Annotated in this window: 12 protein-coding genes and 1 pseudogene; 9 read left to right on the top strand and 4 right to left on the bottom strand. The window is 64.6% G+C overall.

Annotation, left to right across the window (positions count from 1 at the left end; genetic code table 11):
- Positions 1-51: 51 nt before the first annotated feature.
- Complete coding sequence (locus JMV16_RS02195; RefSeq protein WP_201492503.1) at positions 52-957, bottom strand: LysR family transcriptional regulator; 906 nt, start codon at positions 955-957, stop codon at positions 52-54.
- Positions 958-1,107: 150 nt separating this feature from the next.
- On the opposite strand from JMV16_RS02195, the gene JMV16_RS02190 reads away from it, so the two are divergent.
- The 4 genes from JMV16_RS02190 to JMV16_RS02175 all read left to right on the top strand — a co-directional run bounded on the left by JMV16_RS02190 (position 1,108) and on the right by JMV16_RS02175 (position 5,479).
- The gene (locus JMV16_RS02190; protein WP_201492502.1) at positions 1,108-1,653 is read left to right on the top strand and encodes a hypothetical protein; all 546 of its coding nucleotides are present in this window, start codon (positions 1,108-1,110) and stop codon (positions 1,651-1,653) included.
- Positions 1,650-3,146: an MFS transporter gene (locus tag JMV16_RS02185; protein WP_236580312.1), complete on the top strand. Its 1,497-nt coding sequence runs from the start codon at positions 1,650-1,652 to the stop codon at positions 3,144-3,146. Before JMV16_RS02190 ends, JMV16_RS02185 begins: the two co-directional genes overlap by 4 nt.
- An 86-nt stretch (positions 3,147-3,232) precedes the next feature.
- Positions 3,233-3,670, top strand: a complete 438-nt coding sequence (locus JMV16_RS02180) for a carboxymuconolactone decarboxylase family protein (RefSeq protein WP_201492816.1) — start codon at positions 3,233-3,235, stop codon at positions 3,668-3,670.
- A 372-nt stretch (positions 3,671-4,042) separates the two neighbouring features.
- Positions 4,043-5,479, top strand: coding sequence for an IS1182 family transposase (locus JMV16_RS02175; RefSeq protein WP_201492501.1), 1,437 nt, complete (start codon positions 4,043-4,045; stop codon positions 5,477-5,479).
- A 349-nt stretch (positions 5,480-5,828) separates the two neighbouring features.
- Here the strand turns inward: JMV16_RS02175 and JMV16_RS02170 are convergent, their stop codons facing one another.
- From JMV16_RS02170 to JMV16_RS02160, 3 genes and pseudogenes are all read right to left on the bottom strand, one after another.
- On the bottom strand, positions 5,829-6,155 hold the full coding sequence (locus JMV16_RS02170; RefSeq protein ID WP_201492500.1) for a type II toxin-antitoxin system RelE/ParE family toxin: 327 nt from the start codon (positions 6,153-6,155) through the stop codon (positions 5,829-5,831).
- Positions 6,152-6,388: a type II toxin-antitoxin system ParD family antitoxin gene (locus JMV16_RS02165; RefSeq protein WP_236580311.1), complete on the bottom strand. Its 237-nt coding sequence runs from the start codon at positions 6,386-6,388 to the stop codon at positions 6,152-6,154. Before JMV16_RS02165 ends, JMV16_RS02170 begins: the two co-directional genes overlap by 4 nt.
- Before the next feature lie 103 nt (positions 6,389-6,491).
- Positions 6,492-6,761, bottom strand: a pseudogene (locus JMV16_RS02160) (Tn3 family transposase); the annotation flags it as partial.
- A 36-nt stretch (positions 6,762-6,797) separates the two neighbouring features.
- On the opposite strand from JMV16_RS02160, the gene JMV16_RS02155 reads away from it, so the two are divergent.
- The 5 genes from JMV16_RS02155 (at position 6,798) to JMV16_RS02135 (ending at position 15,817) form a co-directional block, all read left to right on the top strand.
- A complete protein-coding gene (locus JMV16_RS02155) occupies positions 6,798-7,043 on the top strand; it encodes a hypothetical protein (protein WP_236580310.1) in 246 nt (81 codons plus the stop codon).
- Positions 7,044-7,317: 274 nt separating this feature from the next.
- Positions 7,318-9,348, top strand: a complete 2,031-nt coding sequence (locus tag JMV16_RS02150; RefSeq protein ID WP_201492497.1) for a phage integrase family protein — start codon at positions 7,318-7,320, stop codon at positions 9,346-9,348.
- Between the two features lie 96 nt (positions 9,349-9,444).
- A complete protein-coding gene (locus tag JMV16_RS02145; RefSeq protein ID WP_201492496.1) occupies positions 9,445-11,280 on the top strand; it encodes a class I SAM-dependent DNA methyltransferase in 1,836 nt (611 codons plus the stop codon).
- A gap of 101 nt (positions 11,281-11,381) precedes the next feature.
- Entirely contained in the window at positions 11,382-12,644 is a 1,263-nt protein-coding gene (locus JMV16_RS02140; RefSeq protein WP_201492495.1) for a hypothetical protein, read from the top strand.
- Entirely contained in the window at positions 12,641-15,817 is a 3,177-nt protein-coding gene (locus JMV16_RS02135) for a type I restriction endonuclease subunit R (RefSeq protein ID WP_201492494.1), read from the top strand. The genes JMV16_RS02140 and JMV16_RS02135 overlap by 4 nt, the downstream gene beginning before the upstream one ends.
- The last annotated feature ends 30 nt before the right edge of the window (positions 15,818-15,847 follow it).

Raw genomic sequence — 15,847 nt, 5'->3', positions numbered from 1 at the left:
TCCCCGGCATCCGGGATCAGATGGCGCGACAGCTGTGTGGGCTGCCGTGCGCTACGCCGCCGGACGCTGCTCGGCGCAGACGCCCCGAACGCACCCCCGCAGCCAGCGGTGTGCTGGATCGCCATCCAGACGCGGGTGCCAGAGCAAGGAAACCGTGAACGGCGCAATGGGCACTGGCAGCGCGAAACTGTGCATGCCGGTATACAGGGCGCCGGTGTGTCGTTCGTGGACGCAGGCAACCCAATCCGTGGCACGAACCAGCGCAAGCGCAGCCGCAAAGCCGCCGACGGTGGTGGCGATCTGTCGTTGCAGCCCCATGCCCGCCAAGGCGTCATCGATGGGGCCCTTGTCGCTGTCCCGTCGCGAGACGTGGACATGGCTTGCGGCGGCAAATCGGGCGGGCGTGATGTCCCCCTCGCTCAGCGGGTGGCCCGCCCGCACGACGCCCACGTAGCGGTCGCGGAACAAGGCCTGCGCACGCACTTCCGGGCCGATGGCCTTGTCCACGACGCCGGTTTCCAGATCGACCGAACCATCGCGCAACGGCCCACTGTCCTTGTCGAGCTTGTGCAGGAAGTGCAGGCGAACGCCAGGGGCTTCTGCGGCGAGACGCGACAGGAGGCTGGCCCCGAAGTTCTCGACGAACCCCTCGCTGGCCCGCAGCGTGAACGTCCGGTCGAGTTGCCCGAGATCGAGCTTGCCAGCGGGCCGCAGGGCCGCCTCGGCGTCATGGACGAGTTGGCTGATGGAATCGCGAAGCTCAAGCGCCCGGGGCGAGGCCACCAGTCCGCGACCCGCGCGCACCAGCAGCGGATCGCCGGTTGCCTCACGCAGCCGCGCCAGCGCGCGGCTCATCGCCGACGGGCTCAGGTGCAAGCGCCGCGCAGCGCGCGCCACGCTGCCTTCCGCGAGCAGCACGTCCAGGGTGAAGAGCAGATTGAGATCGGGTCTGGCCAAGCCGTGGCTCCAAGCGTTGCGGGTCTGACATGGCGTTTGACGCACGAACTGAGTGCAAATGATGCGCCTTCCGCTATCTCTGGCGAATGAATATCTTCTGGACATGCGCTTGAACGGCTTTCGTCCGAGCGGAACCGCAAGGAGAAATTCATGGCTCGCAATACGTTTGATACATTGATCGAGGGGATCAAGTCGGCCTGGGGGCCGCTCAGCACCGACATGGTCGCTGCCTGTCGCGCACACCTGGAGGACCTGCTCAAGGCGCCCGCCACCGAGGACTGGTTGGCGGCGTTGCACAAGGACGCGCCGGCCAACCAAGAGCTGTACCGCGACCCGACGCACGGGTTCGTGCTCTTGGCGCACACGGAACCCGAGGGGCTCTACAGACCGCCCCACGACCACGGCCGGGGCTGGGTCATCTATGCAATCCAGCAGGGCGAAATCGAGATGGGCACCTACGGCCGGCTGGAAGCGCCAGACGGCAGCGTCCGGCTGGTGAAGCGGGGTTCAACGCGGGTGCGGCCTGGCCAGGTCCAGGTGTACCTGCCCGGAGACATCCACGACACGCTGTGCATGACCGGGCCCGCCCTGCTGTTCCGCTTCACGGAGCGAGACCTGAAGAGGGAGGACAAGGAAGAACACAGGGTGACGAGGTACGTCGAGCGGGACGGCGCCTGGACCGTGGGGTCCCCGTGAACCATCCTGTCCACCTGGCCCTGAGTCGCCACCGGTTGCCACCGTTCCAGGCAACCTTGACCGCACTCAAGAAGTCACCACCCGCGGCCCAGGACGGTGACCGCGAGGCAGTGCGATCCCCACTGCAAACAGACGATGCGCCTTCTGGACTGCAGGGCCCGCGGCGCAACGCAGCGATCGCTGCCGTGCTGGCGGCCATGGTGCTGGCGGTGCTGGACGGCGCCATCACCAACGTGGCGCTCCCCAGCATGGCGCGGTCGCTCCAGGTGACGTCGGGCATGGCGGTCTGGATCATCACGGCCTACCAGACCGCCCTGGTGATGTGCCTGCTGCCCTGTGCCGCGCTCGGCGAAAGCCTGGGCTATCGCCGAGTCTTCACGATGGGTGTCGCGCTGTTCACGGCCGCGTCCGCGTTGTGCGCACTGGCGCCGTCGCTGCCGTGGCTCGTCGCGGCCCGCTTCCTCCAAGGGCTCGGGGGTGCCGCCATCATGGCGTTGGGCATCGCGCTGCTGCGCATGGTGGTTCCCCCGCGCGAGCTCGGCGCGGCCATCGGGTGGAACGCGCTGGCGGTTGCCCTGTCCTCTGCGGCCGGCCCGACCATTGGCGCGGTGCTCCTGTCCGGCGCGAGCTGGCCTTGGCTGTTTGCGCTGAACCTGCCCTTGGGCGGACTGGTGCTTCTCGCGTGCCGTGCACTGCCCGATCTCGCCGGCACGGCGCGGCCACTTGACCGGTTCAGTGTGGCGCTGAATGCCGCAGTCTTTGCATCGCTGGTGGTTGGCGCGGAAGTGTTGGTGGAGCAGCCAGTGTTGGCAGCCGCTCTGCTTACCGCGGCTGCGCTCAGCCTGGCAGCGCTGATCCGGCGGGAGACGCCCAAGGCCGCGCCCTTGATTCCGCTGGACCTTCTGCGCGCGCCGTCATTCCGCATTTCGGTGATGGCCTCGGTCTGCTGCTTCGCAGGCATGACCATGGGTCTGCTGGCCTTGCCCTTCTACCTACAGCACAGCCTCGGGCAGGACACCCTGATGACCGGGCTCTACATGACGCCCTGGCCACTGACCGTGGCTGTCGCTGCCCCGCTGTCCGGCTATCTCTCGAATCGCGTACCGACGGCATGGCTTTGCGCGGCCGGCGGTACCTGTCTCGCGCTGGGGCTTGCCGCGGCCTCACTCTGGCCGCTGCACGGCAGCGCCTTGCCGCTGGTGCCGATCACCATGTTGTGCGGCCTGGGCTTCGGCCTCTTTCAAGTGCCCAACAACCGCAACATGTTCCTCTCGGCGCCACCCGAAAGAGCGGGCGCCGCGGGCGGTATGCAGGGCACCGCACGGCTTGCAGGTCAGACCGCGGGTGGGGTCGTCATGAGCCTGCTGTTCACCGTCGCATCCGTCGAGTCAGCACCCAGAGTCGGTCTCGGGATCGGGGCGGTGCTGACTTTGGCGGCAGGGCTAGTGAGCGTGCTGCGGGTCAAGCCATTGATGGAGACCAGCGCGCCATGAGCCCGCCCCATCGCCAAGATTCTTTGCCCCTGAATTGGGATCAGCCAGAAGCATCCAACCACCATCCACCACTCAAGGAGAACACCATCGAACCCCGTCTCAACTTTTTCAAGTCCGGCCCAGAGGCCATGAAGGCCATGGCCGGCCTCGATCAGCAGATCGCCCGATCAGGCCTGGAGAAGTCACTGGTCGAACTCGTACGCCTGCGCGCATCGCAAATGAACGGCTGTGCGTACTGCATCGACGTGCACACGGCCGACGCCCGCAAAGCAGGAGAAGGTGAGCGGCGCCTGGCGACCGTGGCCGTCTGGCGCGAGACGCCGTTCTTCAACGAGCGTGAGCGCGCCGCCTTGGAGTGGACCGAGTCGGTCACACGAGTGGCGGACACGCGTGTGCCAGACGACGTGTGGGAGCGCGTGCAGCCACATTTCACGCCTGCCGAGCTCGTTGACCTGACGCTGCTCGTCAACACCATCAACGCCTGGAATCGATTCGCCATCGCGTTTCGCAAGATGCCGGCCTGAGGGTTGGAGCCCCTGCTGTCGGGTGTCCCAATTGCGCCGAGGTCGCGATGCAACCGCCATACCTCGGCAGCAGGTAGCGGATTTCGGGCGCCGTTGTTGATCGGGCGTGCATCAACTCAGGGTCGGCAGCCTCAGTCGCCGGCCCGCAGAGACAGTCGTTGAGCTGGAACTGGCCCCAGTAAGGGGTTGCGGTCCCCGAACGACAGCTCTCGCCAGCGCTGCCTTTCTCGTCGGAGTGAGTGAAGGTCAGGTTCCTGGGTAGACCGGTCGCTCGCTGAGAAAACCGCCGGCGGCTCCTATGGGTCGAGGCTGTGTGGAAACTCTTTCGCACCGACAGAGTCGTAGCTCCAGCACTTGCGGCGGGAGCGATCAATGGGGCGATACGTTGAAGGCCAGGACCGAACGCAGAGCGTTCTGTTCCCCGAGCGACTCGATGACTGGATCCATGAGGACAGCACGGTCCGTGTCATCGATGTCTTCGTCGAAGAACTTGATCTGGGTAAGTTGGGCTTCGAGCGCGCTGCGCCCGCGGCGACTGGCCGCCCGGCCTACAGCCCGGCGACCCTACTCAAGATCTACGTGTACGGCTACCTCAACCGGGTGCAGTCGAGTCGGCGCCTGGAGACAGAAGCGCAGCGCAACCTCGAACTGATCTGGCTGACTGGTCGTCTGGCTCCGGACTTCAAGACCATCGCCGACTTCCGCCGCGACAACGGCGAGGCCATCCGCAAGGTCTGCAAGGAGTTCGTGCTGCTGTGTCGCCGGATGAAGCTGTTCACCGACGGCATCGTCGCCATCGACGGCAGCAAGTTCAAGGCAGTCAACAACCGCGACAAGAACTTCACCGACCGCAAGCTTGCCGCTCGCATCGAGCAGCTGGAAGAGAGCATCAAGCGCTACTTGGTCGAACTCGATCGCGCTGACCGCGACGCCGCTGCAGTACTGCCTGGTCGGGTCGCCCACCTCAAGGACAAGATCATCAAGGTCAAGCAGCAGATCCAGGCATTGAACGAGATCGGCGAACAGATGAAGGCGTCCGAAGACGGACAGATCTCCTTGACCGATCCCGATGCGCGGTCGATGGCCACCAGTGGCCGAGGCACGGGCATCGTCGGCTACAACGTGCAGACCGTGGTCGATGCCAAGCACCACTTGATCGTGGCCCATGAGGTCACCAATGTCGGCCATGACCGCAATCAACTGGCGCACATGGCCAAGCTTGCCAAGGAAGCAACCGCTGAAGACGAGCTCATCGCGCTGGCAGATCGCGGCTACTACGAAGGCTACGAAATCCTGGAGTGCGAACGTGCGGGTATTGCCGCGGTGGTACCCAAGCCGATGACATCGAACAACGCAGCAGCCGGCTTGTTCGACAAGCGCGACTTCGTGTACGACGACAAGGCAGACCAGTACCGGTGCCCGGCGGGCAGCATTGCCATCCACCGTATGACTTCCGAAGAGGCCGGCAAGATCCAGCACAAGTACTGGTCGTCAGACTGCCCTCGATGTCCCATGAAGCCGCGATGTACTACGGGCAAGGAACGGCGCATCTCGCGGTGGGAACACGAAGACGTACTGGATGTCGTTCAAGAACGGCTCGAAGGTGCACCTGAAGCAATGAGGCTGCGCCGTCAGACCGTCGAGCACGTCTTCGGCACGCTCAAGGGCTGGATGGGATCAAGTCACTTCCTGACCAAGACGCTGCCTCGGGTGGCCACCGAGATGTGCTTGCATGTCCTGGCGTACAACTTGAAGCGGGTGATCAAGATCCTCGGAACTGCAACGCTGATCAAGGCGATGAGGGCGTAGGGCGAGAGCCCTTTTTGGTTCGTGCACTCAGGGTGCATCGTCAACCTTTGACGACGCCCGCGTCAGTCACGTCAGGGATGCCCGCCGTAGCTTCAAGTGCGCGCGTTTCCACACGTCCTCGGTCGATTGCCGGCCAACACGACCGACCGCTGACCGGCAGCCGATCTTGAGGCTCTGGTTCTCCAAAGCGGCCCTGAGGGGACCGGCAGCTTTCCGCTGCATCGCCAACGCCCACGCCGTCGCGGCCATCGGCAGCAGAGGGTTGGTTCCGGCCAGCCAACTTGACGAACAGGCGGCCGTAGACCGGTCATTAGCCTCCGGCCCTATGCACGCCGGGACGCGAGTGACGTCAGTTCGAAGCGAACTCGTTGCCCAAGATCGCGGCGATGTCCTGGCGCTCGCCCAGCAGCCGGACCACATCCAGGTACTCCCCGAGTTCGAAGTAGCACCAGAGCAGCGGGAACTTCGAGACCCGCCAGGTCCGAAGCCCTGGGATACCAAGGAGCCTTCCGAGCTTCGGCGAGCCGATCCCTGGGTCGAGTTCGATCTGGTCAAGCGCGGCGTTGGTGGCGTTGGCCAGCTTCACCGCCACGCGGCTGCCGCCCTCTTTGCGGTAGTACCGCACTTCGCCCTGCTGGTCGCGCAGCGCTTGCGGGCGCAGAACCGCCGGCTTCAATCGATCTCGCCGCGAGCGATCGCCAGCAGTTCCTTCTCGTCCGCTTTGGTGCGACGCCGGCCTGGCCCGGATGCCAGCCCCTCTTCGATGAGATCGCGAAGCCTCTTCTTGGCCTGTTCCTCCTGGTCGCGCCGGACCAAGTCGCGGATGTACTCGCTCGTGTTGCCGTAGTTGCCAGTGGCGACCCGGTTGTCAATGTACTCCCGCATCGACTCGGGCAAGGCGAAACTCATGGTTTGGCGACTCATGGCGAAATCTTGGGCGATTTGACAACGGTTGTCAACATGCCTCGCTGACCGCGTGTCTGCTGGCCCGGGGATGCCGGCCCGTTCCTCGTCAGGAAGCCATCCGAGTTGTCTGGCCCGGCGCGCGCTGGATCAGCGCCACAGCGAACTTCTCGTCGCCGAATCTCATCGTGCCGGGGAAATTTATGTGCGAGAAGTGCGCCGCGCCGATGCGGCGCAGCCAGTCGTCCTCGACCGGGGTACCGTCTCGCTTGAGCCTCTGGACCACCTCGTGCATCCGGGCGGTATTCCAGGCCAGAACAATGTTCGTCAGCAGGGCGTGCGAACCGGGGATCGCCTTCATCTCGTCGCGGCGCCTGCCATCCTTGTCAAATGCGAGTGGACCAGGTCGTTGCCGATGGACAAGCTGATCCCCCTTTCAATCGCCATGCCTCTCCTGCTTGTGAAGAAGGTGCCCTCCTGGGAGTGGTCCCAGGTGGCTGAGACCTGGGAGTCGATGCGCCCGTATTTTCTCGGAAGCCGACCGGGCTCCCCGCGCGGAGCCCGGTCGTCCCTGTTCGTCAACCAGGAGACCGGGCAAGCCATCGAGAAGGTGTGGGAAGCGCCGATCTACGCCGGCATGTTCGGCCCGATCAAGGTGTGACGGCAAGGCGGGCCGAAGTCGTCAGTCTTCACCACAGCATCATGATTATGAACATAATCAAGATGCTAGGAAAAGCCGCTCAACTCCCTCGTGCGGGCCAGGTCTGGTCCGCCTCACCAGGCAGCCCACCTATGAAGTCGGGTCGATCTCCGGGGCCCTCGGCCCAAGGCTGTGTGTCGGGTCGCCGGTGGCCACCGGCAACCTCAGAAGTCGTCGCGGTCGGCCGTCACCCGCCGGGGTGTCGGCCCGCCGGCCATCGCCGGGCCTGAGCCGCATGACGACGCCCCGCACCCCCGCGAAGGCCGGCTCGCCGGCCCGTACTCGGCTCCTGCAGCGGGAGCACTTCGCCTTCTTCAGCGCCTTGTTGCAAGGCGTGCCCCTGGAAAGGGTCTGGGACCGCTACCTGTCCGTGGAGGGCGATCACACCGACCTGCGCCTGGTGCCGTCGACGCTGGCCTGGATACGCGCCGAGTTCGCGGCCGCGGCCAAACGCGAGGACCGACCTGGCACGGCGCGGCTGCTGCGCCTGGACATCGAGCGCCTGGCCGCCGCGTCACCGGCCCTGCCCACCCTGGAGCAGTTCGCCGAGGAAGAGGGGCTGGAGGACGAGCGCGAGGCCGACCAGATCGAGGCCTATGAGTGCCGCTTTGGCAGCGCTTCGGCCAAGGTGCGCAAGCGCGCCAGGTTGCTTCAGCGGCAGCTCGCGGCGCTGCGCTGGCTCGAGTCGGTCGCGGCGCGCGATCCGGCCGGCGGCGATGCCCTGGCGTCCTGGCTGCGGCCGGAGCTGGCGCGCTACCTGGCTAACGCTGGCGTCTTCACGCTCGCCCAGCTCGCCGAGCGCATCAACGGCGTCGGCCGCAATTGGGCGCGAAGCATCCGCGGCATCGGGCCATTGAAGTCGGCGCGTATCGCCGCGTGGGTGGCCGAGCACGCTGCGACGATAGGTGTGGCCATCGGGCCGCACACGCTGCCCGCCCGCCACCTGGTTGGGCCCGGTGAGCTGGCGGCCGTCGTGCCGCCGGCGACCGACATCCGCCCCCTGGAGAAGCTGCTCGTGCCGGCCGATCTCGACGGCCGAGAAGGTCGATTCCGACGACAGCGAGAGCACTGCCTCCTGCAGGCCGACACCGACTACGACGCAGTGATGGCCTGGCTGCGGTCCAAGGGGCGGCCGGGCCACGCCGAGCCAAAGGGCGCAGGCGACGAAGGCAAAAGGGAAGGACAGGCCAGCCTGTCGCACACGCAGCGCTCCTACCGCAAGGAAGCCGAGCGCTTCATGCTGTGGGCCATCGTGCAGCGCCGCAGGCCGCTGTCGTCCATGACCGCCGAGGACTGCATCGAGTACGCCGCTTTCCTGACCGATCCGCAGCCGCGGGCGCGCTGGTGCGGCACCAGGGCGCGAGAGCGCTGGTCGCCGCTCTGGCGACCATTTGAAGGGCCGCTGTCGGCCGCGGCGCGCCGGCAGGCGGTGTCCATCCTCAAGAACCTCTATGGTTTCCTGGTGGACCAGGCTTACCTGATTGGCAATCCGTGGTCGGCCGTGCCGATGCCGCAGGTGATCCGGCAAGGTCTGGACACCTCCCGCAGCCTCACGGGGGAGCAATGGGCTTTTGTGCGCGAGCAGGCGGCCCGAGCCGGCGAGCACTCGGCGGCCATACGGCTGCGCTTGGTTTTGGACCTGCTCTATGCAACTGGCCTGCGCACCGCCGAGACGGTCAATGCCCGAATCGGCGACCTGCAGGCGGTGGAGTACTTCGATGCCGATGCCCACGAGAACGTGAGCGGGTGGATGCTGATGGTGGTCGGGAAGGGCGAGCGCCTGCGTGAGGTGCCGGTGCCGGAAGGCCTGGTTGCTCAGATTCGGGCCTACCTGATGCACCGTGGGCTGGGTGCCAAACTGGCCGCGCCTGAGGTTCAGGAGGCCTATGTGCTGTCGGGGGCCATGGACATTGCAGCGCGGGCCGCTGGGCTGGCCAGAGGTGCGCGATGTGATTCCAAGGGTGGGATTTCGGCGGCGACGTTGTACCGGCAGCTGAAGTTGCACTTCGAGGCCTGCTCGAGCACGCTCGCCAAGACCGGCGATCACATCGCCGCAGCTCGCCTGGCGAGGGCCAGCACGCACTGGCTTCGGCACACCCATGGGACGCATGCGCTGGCCAATGGGGTGAGTCTGCAGGAGGTACAGCAGAACCTGGGGCACGCATCGCTGAACACCACGTCGGCCTACGTCACGACGGAACAGGCCCGGCGGCTCAGGTCATTGAAGAGCTTTTGGGAGCAGGCGGCTGCTGAAGGTTCACGCTGACCTGGGGCCGAGATCGACTGACACAATCAGTGCGGGCTGCCCCGCCAAATGAATCCCTCGAAGCTGCGGCCGGCCGGTTGTCCAGAGAAGTTGCAAATGAATCAACAAGCCCTCTCATCCCTCATTTGGTCCGTGGCCGACCTTCTGCGCGGCGACTTCAAGCAGAGCGAGTACGGCCGCGTCATCCTCCCGTTCACGGTGCTGCGGCGCCTGGACTGCGTGCTCGCGCCGACCAAGGCCGAGGTGCTCAAGGAGCACGCCGCCAAGCAGGCCGCCGGCATCGCCTTCGAGCCCTTTGTCAAACGCAAGGCGGGCCTGGATTTCTACAACGTGTCGTCGCTCGACATGGGCAAGCTCATGGGCGACCAGGACAACATCCGCGCCAACCTGGACAGCTACATCCAGGGCTTCGCGCCCGACGTGCGTTCGATCTTCGAGCACTTCGACTTTGCGGCCACGGTCGAGCGGCTGCACAAGGCCAAGCTGCTCTACCTGGTTACCGAGAAGTTCGCCAACTTCAATCTGCATCCTACCCAGGTCAACAACATGCAGATGGGCCTCGTGTTCGAGGAGCTGATCCGCAAGTTCGCCGAGCTTTCCAACGAGACCGCCGGTGAACACTTCACCCCGCGCGAGGTCATCCGCCTGATGGTCAACCTGCTGTTCATCGAGGACAGCGATGCCCTGACCAAGCCGGGTGTGGTGCGCACCATGTACGACCCGACGGCCGGCACCGGCGGCATGCTGTCGGTGGCGGGCGAGTACCTGGCCGAGCTGAACCCCAAGGCCCGGTTGACGCTCTTCGGTCAAGAGCTGAACCCCGAGTCGCACGCCATCTGCAAGGCCGACATGCTGATCCGTGGCCAGGACATCAGCAACATCATCCTGGGCAACACACTCAGCGACGACGGCATGCTGGGCAAGCTGTTCGACTACATGCTGTCCAACCCGCCCTTCGGCGTGGAGTGGAAGAAGATCGAGAAGGCGATCCGCGACGAGTACGAAAGGCAAGGTCACAGCGGCCGCTTTGGGCCCGGCCTGCCCCGCGTGTCGGACGGCTCGCTGCTGTTCCTGCTGCACCTTCTCAGCAAGATGCGCCCGGCCGTGCAAGGCGGTAGCCGAGTCGGCATCGTGCTCAACGGTTCACCGCTGTTCACCGGCGGCGCCGGCTCGGGCGAGTCCGAGATCAGACGCTATGTCCTGGAGAACGACCTGGTCGAGGCCATCGTCGCGCTGCCCACCGACATGTTCTACAACACCGGCATCAGCACCTACGTCTGGATTCTCAGCAACCGCAAGCCCGACGACCGCAAGGGCTTCGTGCAGCTCATCGACGCATCGAGCTTCTGGCAGAAGATGCGCAAGAGCCTGGGCTCCAAGCGCAAGGAGATGAGCGATGAGCACATCGCGCAGGTGACCAAGATGTTCGGCGACTTCGTCGAAGCCAACCTGGTGACGTTGGTGGGTGCCGATGGCAAAGAGGCCAGCCGCCAGGTGCTGATGGACGGCGAGACACTGCCCGACGCGCCGGCCGGTGGCAAGGTGAAGACCGTACCGGTGTCGCGCATCTTCCGCAACGAGGAATTCGGCTACCACACCATCACGGTGGAGCGGCCACTGCGCGACGAAGCCGGCAAGCTCATCCTGGGTGAAAAAGGCAAGCTCAAGGGGAAGCCGCAGCCTGACAGCAGCCTGCGCGACACCGAGAACGTGCCACTGTCAGAAGACGTAGATACGTATTTCAGGCGCGAGGTGCTGCCCCACGCGCCTGATGCCTGGATCGACCACGAGAAGACCAAGGTCGGCTACGAAATTCCGTTCAACCGGCACTTCTATGTCTTCGAGCCGCCGCGCGAGCTGGCCGAAATCGATACGGACCTGAAGAAGGTCACCGACCGCATCAAGGCCATGATCGAGGGGCTGTCTGCATGAGTCCTCCAAGGTATTCGAACTACAAGGACAGTGGCACACCTTGGCTGGGGCTTGTGCCGAAGCACTGGAAGGTCTGCCAACTGCGGCGAGTCATCGCCCGTATGGAACAAGGCTGGAGCCCGGAGTGCGATAGCCGCCCGGCCGATGCTGGCGAATGGGGCGTACTGAAGTCTGGTTGCGTCAATGGTGGCCAATTCAATCCGCTGGAAAACAAGGCGCTGCCAATTCATCATGCGGTGCCCCGTGAATTGGAAGTTGCTTGCGGCGATCTTCTAATGTCGCGGGCCAGTGGCTCGCCAAGCCTAGTCGGAGCAGCAGCGTTGGTCGGTGAAACACCACCAAAGCTGCTGCTCTCTGACAAGACATTCCGGTTGCATGTCTACGAGCATGTGCGTAAGGACTTCCTTGCCTGGAGCCTTACTTCGTACCCCTTGAGGGCGCAGATTGAGCGTGCAATCAGCGGCGCTGCAGGCCTCGCAAACAACCTGCCGCAGTCCAGCATCGTTGAGTTCGTCGCGACTTTTCCGCCGCTGCCTGAACAGCGCCAGATCGCCGAGTACCTTGAGCGCGAGACTGTCAAGATCAACGTCTTAGTCGAAGAGCATCGGCGCCTGATCGAGCTGCTGAAAGAGAAGCGCCAGGCGATGATCTCGCAGGCCGTCGTGAGGGGTCTCAACCCGACCGTGGCGACGAGGGATTCCGGGGTGAACTGGCTGGGGCGAATTCCTGCGCACTGGGATGCTGTTGCGCTCAAGCGCATCTCGCCGGCATTGACCGTGGGAATCGTTGTCAACCCGAGCAGCTATGTCGCCAGCGAAGGGCTGCCCTTTCTCTACGGCGGAGACATCCGCGAAGATCGCATTGACTTGTTTGACTGCCGTCGCATCTCGACAGAAGACAGCGAGAGGAACGCGAAAACAAGGCTGCAGGCCGGTGACCTTGTAACGGTCCGCGTTGGTGCCCCTGGAGTGACTGCAGTGGTTCCGCGAGAAGCGGAAGGTGGCAACTGCGCATCGGTGATGTTGATCAGACGTGGCGACTTCGATTCCCGTTGGCTTTGCTACACCATGAACGATCGGGTGGTCAGATTTCAAGTCGAGGTCGTCCAATACGGTGCAGCGCAAGAACAGTTCAACATCAGCCACGCGGTCGAGTTCATCCTTCCCAGGCCTGGCAAGGATGAACAGAAGTTGATCGCCGATCACCTGGACACCGAAACGGCCAAGCTCGACGAACTCGTAGCAGAGGCAGAGGCAGCGATGACGCTACTGCGCGATCGTCGTAGTGCCCTCATCAGCGCCGCCGTCACTGGCAAGATCGACGTGCGCGGCCTGGCGCCGCAACCAGAGGCCGTAGCCGCATGAGCATCCACAAGGAAATCCACCTCGAAGATGAAATCTGCGCCGACCTGACGGCCGCCGGCTGGCTCTTCGACGCTGCCGACGCGGGCCGCTACGACCGCACGCAGGCGCTGTTTGTCGATGACGCCGTCGCCTGGATCAAGGCCGGCCAACCCAAGGCCTGGGAAGCCATCGAGAAGAGCCACGGTGCCGCCGCGCCCAAGGTGGTGGCCGAGCGCCTGCGCAAGTCGCTGGACAGCCAGGGAACGCTGGCGGTGCTGCGCCATGGCTTCGAGATGATCGGCCTCAAACACGCGGTGGCCATGTGCCAGTTCAAGCCGGCGCTGGCCATGAACGCCGACCTGCAGGCCCGGTACGCCGCCAACCGGCTGCGGGTGGTGCGCCAGGTGCACTACTCCGTCCACAACGAAAGCAGCATCGACCTGGTGCTGTTCGTCAACGGCATCCCGGTGGCCACGGCCGAGCTGAAGAGCCACTACACGCAGAGCGTGCAGGACGCGGTCTACCAGTACAAGACCGACCGCGAACCGTTCTTCAAGCCCAAGAACGTGGCCGAGCCGCTGCTGGCTTTCCCCGGCGGGGCGCTGGTGCATTTCGCCGTCAGCAACGCGGCGGCCGAGATGACGACCCGGCTGGCCGGGCTGGACACCATGTTCCTGCCGTTCAACCAGGGCAACGCTGGTGGCGCTGGCAACCCGCCCAAGGCCGGCATCGCCACCGACTACCTCTGGAAAGAGGTCTGGCAGCGCGACAGCTTCCTGCAGATTCTCGGGCGCTACCTGGTGCCGGTGAAGAACGCCAGGAAGCAGCTGGTCGGCTTGATCTTCCCGCGCTATCACCAGCTCACGGTGACGCGCAAGCTGGTGGCGGCCGTCACGCTGGAGGGCCCCGGCAACAAGTACCTGGTGCAGCACTCAGCCGGCTCGGGCAAGACCAACTCGATCGCCTGGACCGCGCACTTCCTGGCCGATCTGCACGATGCCAAGGACCAGAAGGTCTTCGACACGGTGATCGTGATCTCGGACCGCACGGTGCTCGATGACCAGCTGCGCGAGGCGATCATGTCGTTCGAGCGCACGCAGGGCGTGGTGGCCGTCATCACCGGCGAGGGCGCGAGCAAAAGCAAGGAGCTGGCCGAGGCGCTGTCGGCCGGCAAGAAGATCGTGGTGTGCACGGTCCAGACCTTCCCGTTCGCGCTGGAAGAGGTGCGCAAGCTGGCGGCCACCAAGGGCAAGCGCTTCGCGGTGATCGTCGACGAGGCGCACTCGTCACAGACGAACGAGACCGCCGTCAAGCTGAAGATGGTGCTCAGCGCCGCCGAGATGGCCGAATTGATCGACGGGGGTGGTGTGAGCGCGGAGGACATCCTGGCCGCGCAGATGACGGCGAAGGCCGGCGACGACGAGAAGGCCGGCATTACCTACGTGGCCTTCACCGCAACGCCCAAGGACAAGACGCTGCAGCTGTTCGGCACTCGCCCTGACCCCACGCGCAAGCCGGCGCCCGACAACATCCCGGCCCCTTTCCACGTCTACTCGATGCGCCAGGCCATCGAGGAAGGCTTCATCCTGGATGTGCTGAAGACCTACACCTCGTACAAGGTGGCGTTCTCGCTGGCGCACAAGGGCAAGACGATCGAATCCAAGGAGGTCGACAAGTCCGAGGCCATGAAGGGCATCATGGGTTGGGTGCGCCTGCACGAGTACAACATCGCGCAGCGGGTGCAGGTGGTGGTGGAGCACTACCGCAAGCATGTGGCCGGCCTGCTTGGCGGTCAGGCCAGGGCCATGGTGGTAACCGGCAGCCGCAAAGAGGCGGTACGCTGGCAGAAGGCTTCCCGCAAGTACATCGCCGACCACGGCTACAAGATCCAGACGCTGGTGGCCTTTTCAGGCGAGGTGGTCGACCTGGACAGCGGGCCTGATCCGTTCACCGAGCACAGCAAAGAGCTGAACCCGAAGCTGGGCGGCCAGGACATCCGCACCGCGTTCAGGGGAGGCGACTATCAGTTGCTGCTGGTAGCCAACAAGTTCCAGACCGGCTTCGACGAGCCGCTGCTTTGCGCGATGTACGTGGACAAGCGTCTGGGCGGCATCCAGGCGGTGCAGACGTTGTCGCGCCTGAACCGCTGCTACCCCGGCAAGGACCAGACCTACGTGGTCGACTTCGTCAACGACCCGGCAGACATCTTGGCGGCCTTCAAGCCGTACTACGAGACCGCTGAACTCTCGGGCGTGACGGACCCGTACATCGTCAACGAGCTCAAGGCAAAGCTCGATGCCCTGGCGCTGTACGACACCTTCGAGGTGGACCGGGTGGTGAACGTGGCGCTCAAAGGCAAGCGCGCCAAGCCGTCCGAACTGGACGCCGCCTGTACGCCGGTGGCGGACAGGATCTTGAAGTCCTTCGCCAAGGCCAAGTCCGAGCACACGGCAGCGACCGCTCTGGTTGACGCTGCCAGGGTAGCAGGCCAGCGGAACGCTGCAGCTGAGCAGGCAGCGAAGCGCGCCAAGGAGGCGATGGACTCGCTCATCCTGTTCAAGAGCGACATCGCGACCTACGTTCGCATCTACGGCTTCCTGTCGCAGATCTTCGACTACGGCAATACCGATGTCGAGAAGCGCGCCATCTTCTTTCGGCTGCTGCATCCGCTGCTGACCTATGGCCGCGAGCGCGAAGGCGTGGACCTGTCGGCCTTGAAATTGACGGCCTACACGATCAAGAACATCGGCGACCCGACCTTGAACCTTGGAGCCGGTGAGCAGGTCAAGATCGATCCGACCGATGAAGGCGGCTCCGGCGAGGTGCAGGGCAAGGCAAAGATCGCACTGTCCGAGCTGATCGCCAAGGTGAACGACCTGTTCGAGGGCGACCTGACGCCGGGCGACAAGCTGGTCTACGTCAACGACGTGATCAAGGGCAAGCTGATGGAGTCGGAGAAGCTCGCGGAGCAGGCGGCGAACAACACGAAGGAACAATTTGATAGCTCACCCGACATCGACAGAGAGCTTGAGGGCGCGATCATTGATGCCCTGGAGGCACACAGCATCATGAGCAAGCAGGCGCTTGAGTCCCCTGCAATACGGGCTGATCTCAAGGCAACCTTGCTGGGTGCTGCGGGGCTTTGGGAAGCATTGCGAGCCAGAGGTGCTTCGGGGCTGTCTGAGCGCGGCTGAGGATCGCCGCGGACTGGGTTTATTGCGTGG

Origin of the sequence: Rubrivivax sp. A210 (assembly GCF_904426505.1) — a bacterium.
Lineage (GTDB): Bacteria > Pseudomonadota > Gammaproteobacteria > Burkholderiales > Burkholderiaceae_C > Rubrivivax.
This window is presented reverse-complemented; position numbering and strand designations above follow the sequence as displayed.

Coding starts and splice junctions, on each gene's coding strand:
- JMV16_RS02190 (WP_201492502.1), top strand. CDS start 1,108: ATGGCTCGCAATACGTTTGATACATTGATCGAGGGGATCAAGTCGGCC.
- JMV16_RS02175 (WP_201492501.1), top strand. CDS start 4,043: ATGGGGCGATACGTTGAAGGCCAGGACCGAACGCAGAGCGTTCTGTTC.
- JMV16_RS02165 (WP_236580311.1), bottom strand. CDS start 6,388: ATGAGTTTCGCCTTGCCCGAGTCGATGCGGGAGTACATTGACAACCGG.
- JMV16_RS02155 (WP_236580310.1), top strand. CDS start 6,798: ATGGACAAGCTGATCCCCCTTTCAATCGCCATGCCTCTCCTGCTTGTG.
- JMV16_RS02150 (WP_201492497.1), top strand. CDS start 7,318: ATGACGACGCCCCGCACCCCCGCGAAGGCCGGCTCGCCGGCCCGTACT.
- JMV16_RS02145 (WP_201492496.1), top strand. CDS start 9,445: ATGAATCAACAAGCCCTCTCATCCCTCATTTGGTCCGTGGCCGACCTT.
- JMV16_RS02140 (WP_201492495.1), top strand. CDS start 11,382: ATGGAACAAGGCTGGAGCCCGGAGTGCGATAGCCGCCCGGCCGATGCT.
- JMV16_RS02135 (WP_201492494.1), top strand. CDS start 12,641: ATGAGCATCCACAAGGAAATCCACCTCGAAGATGAAATCTGCGCCGAC.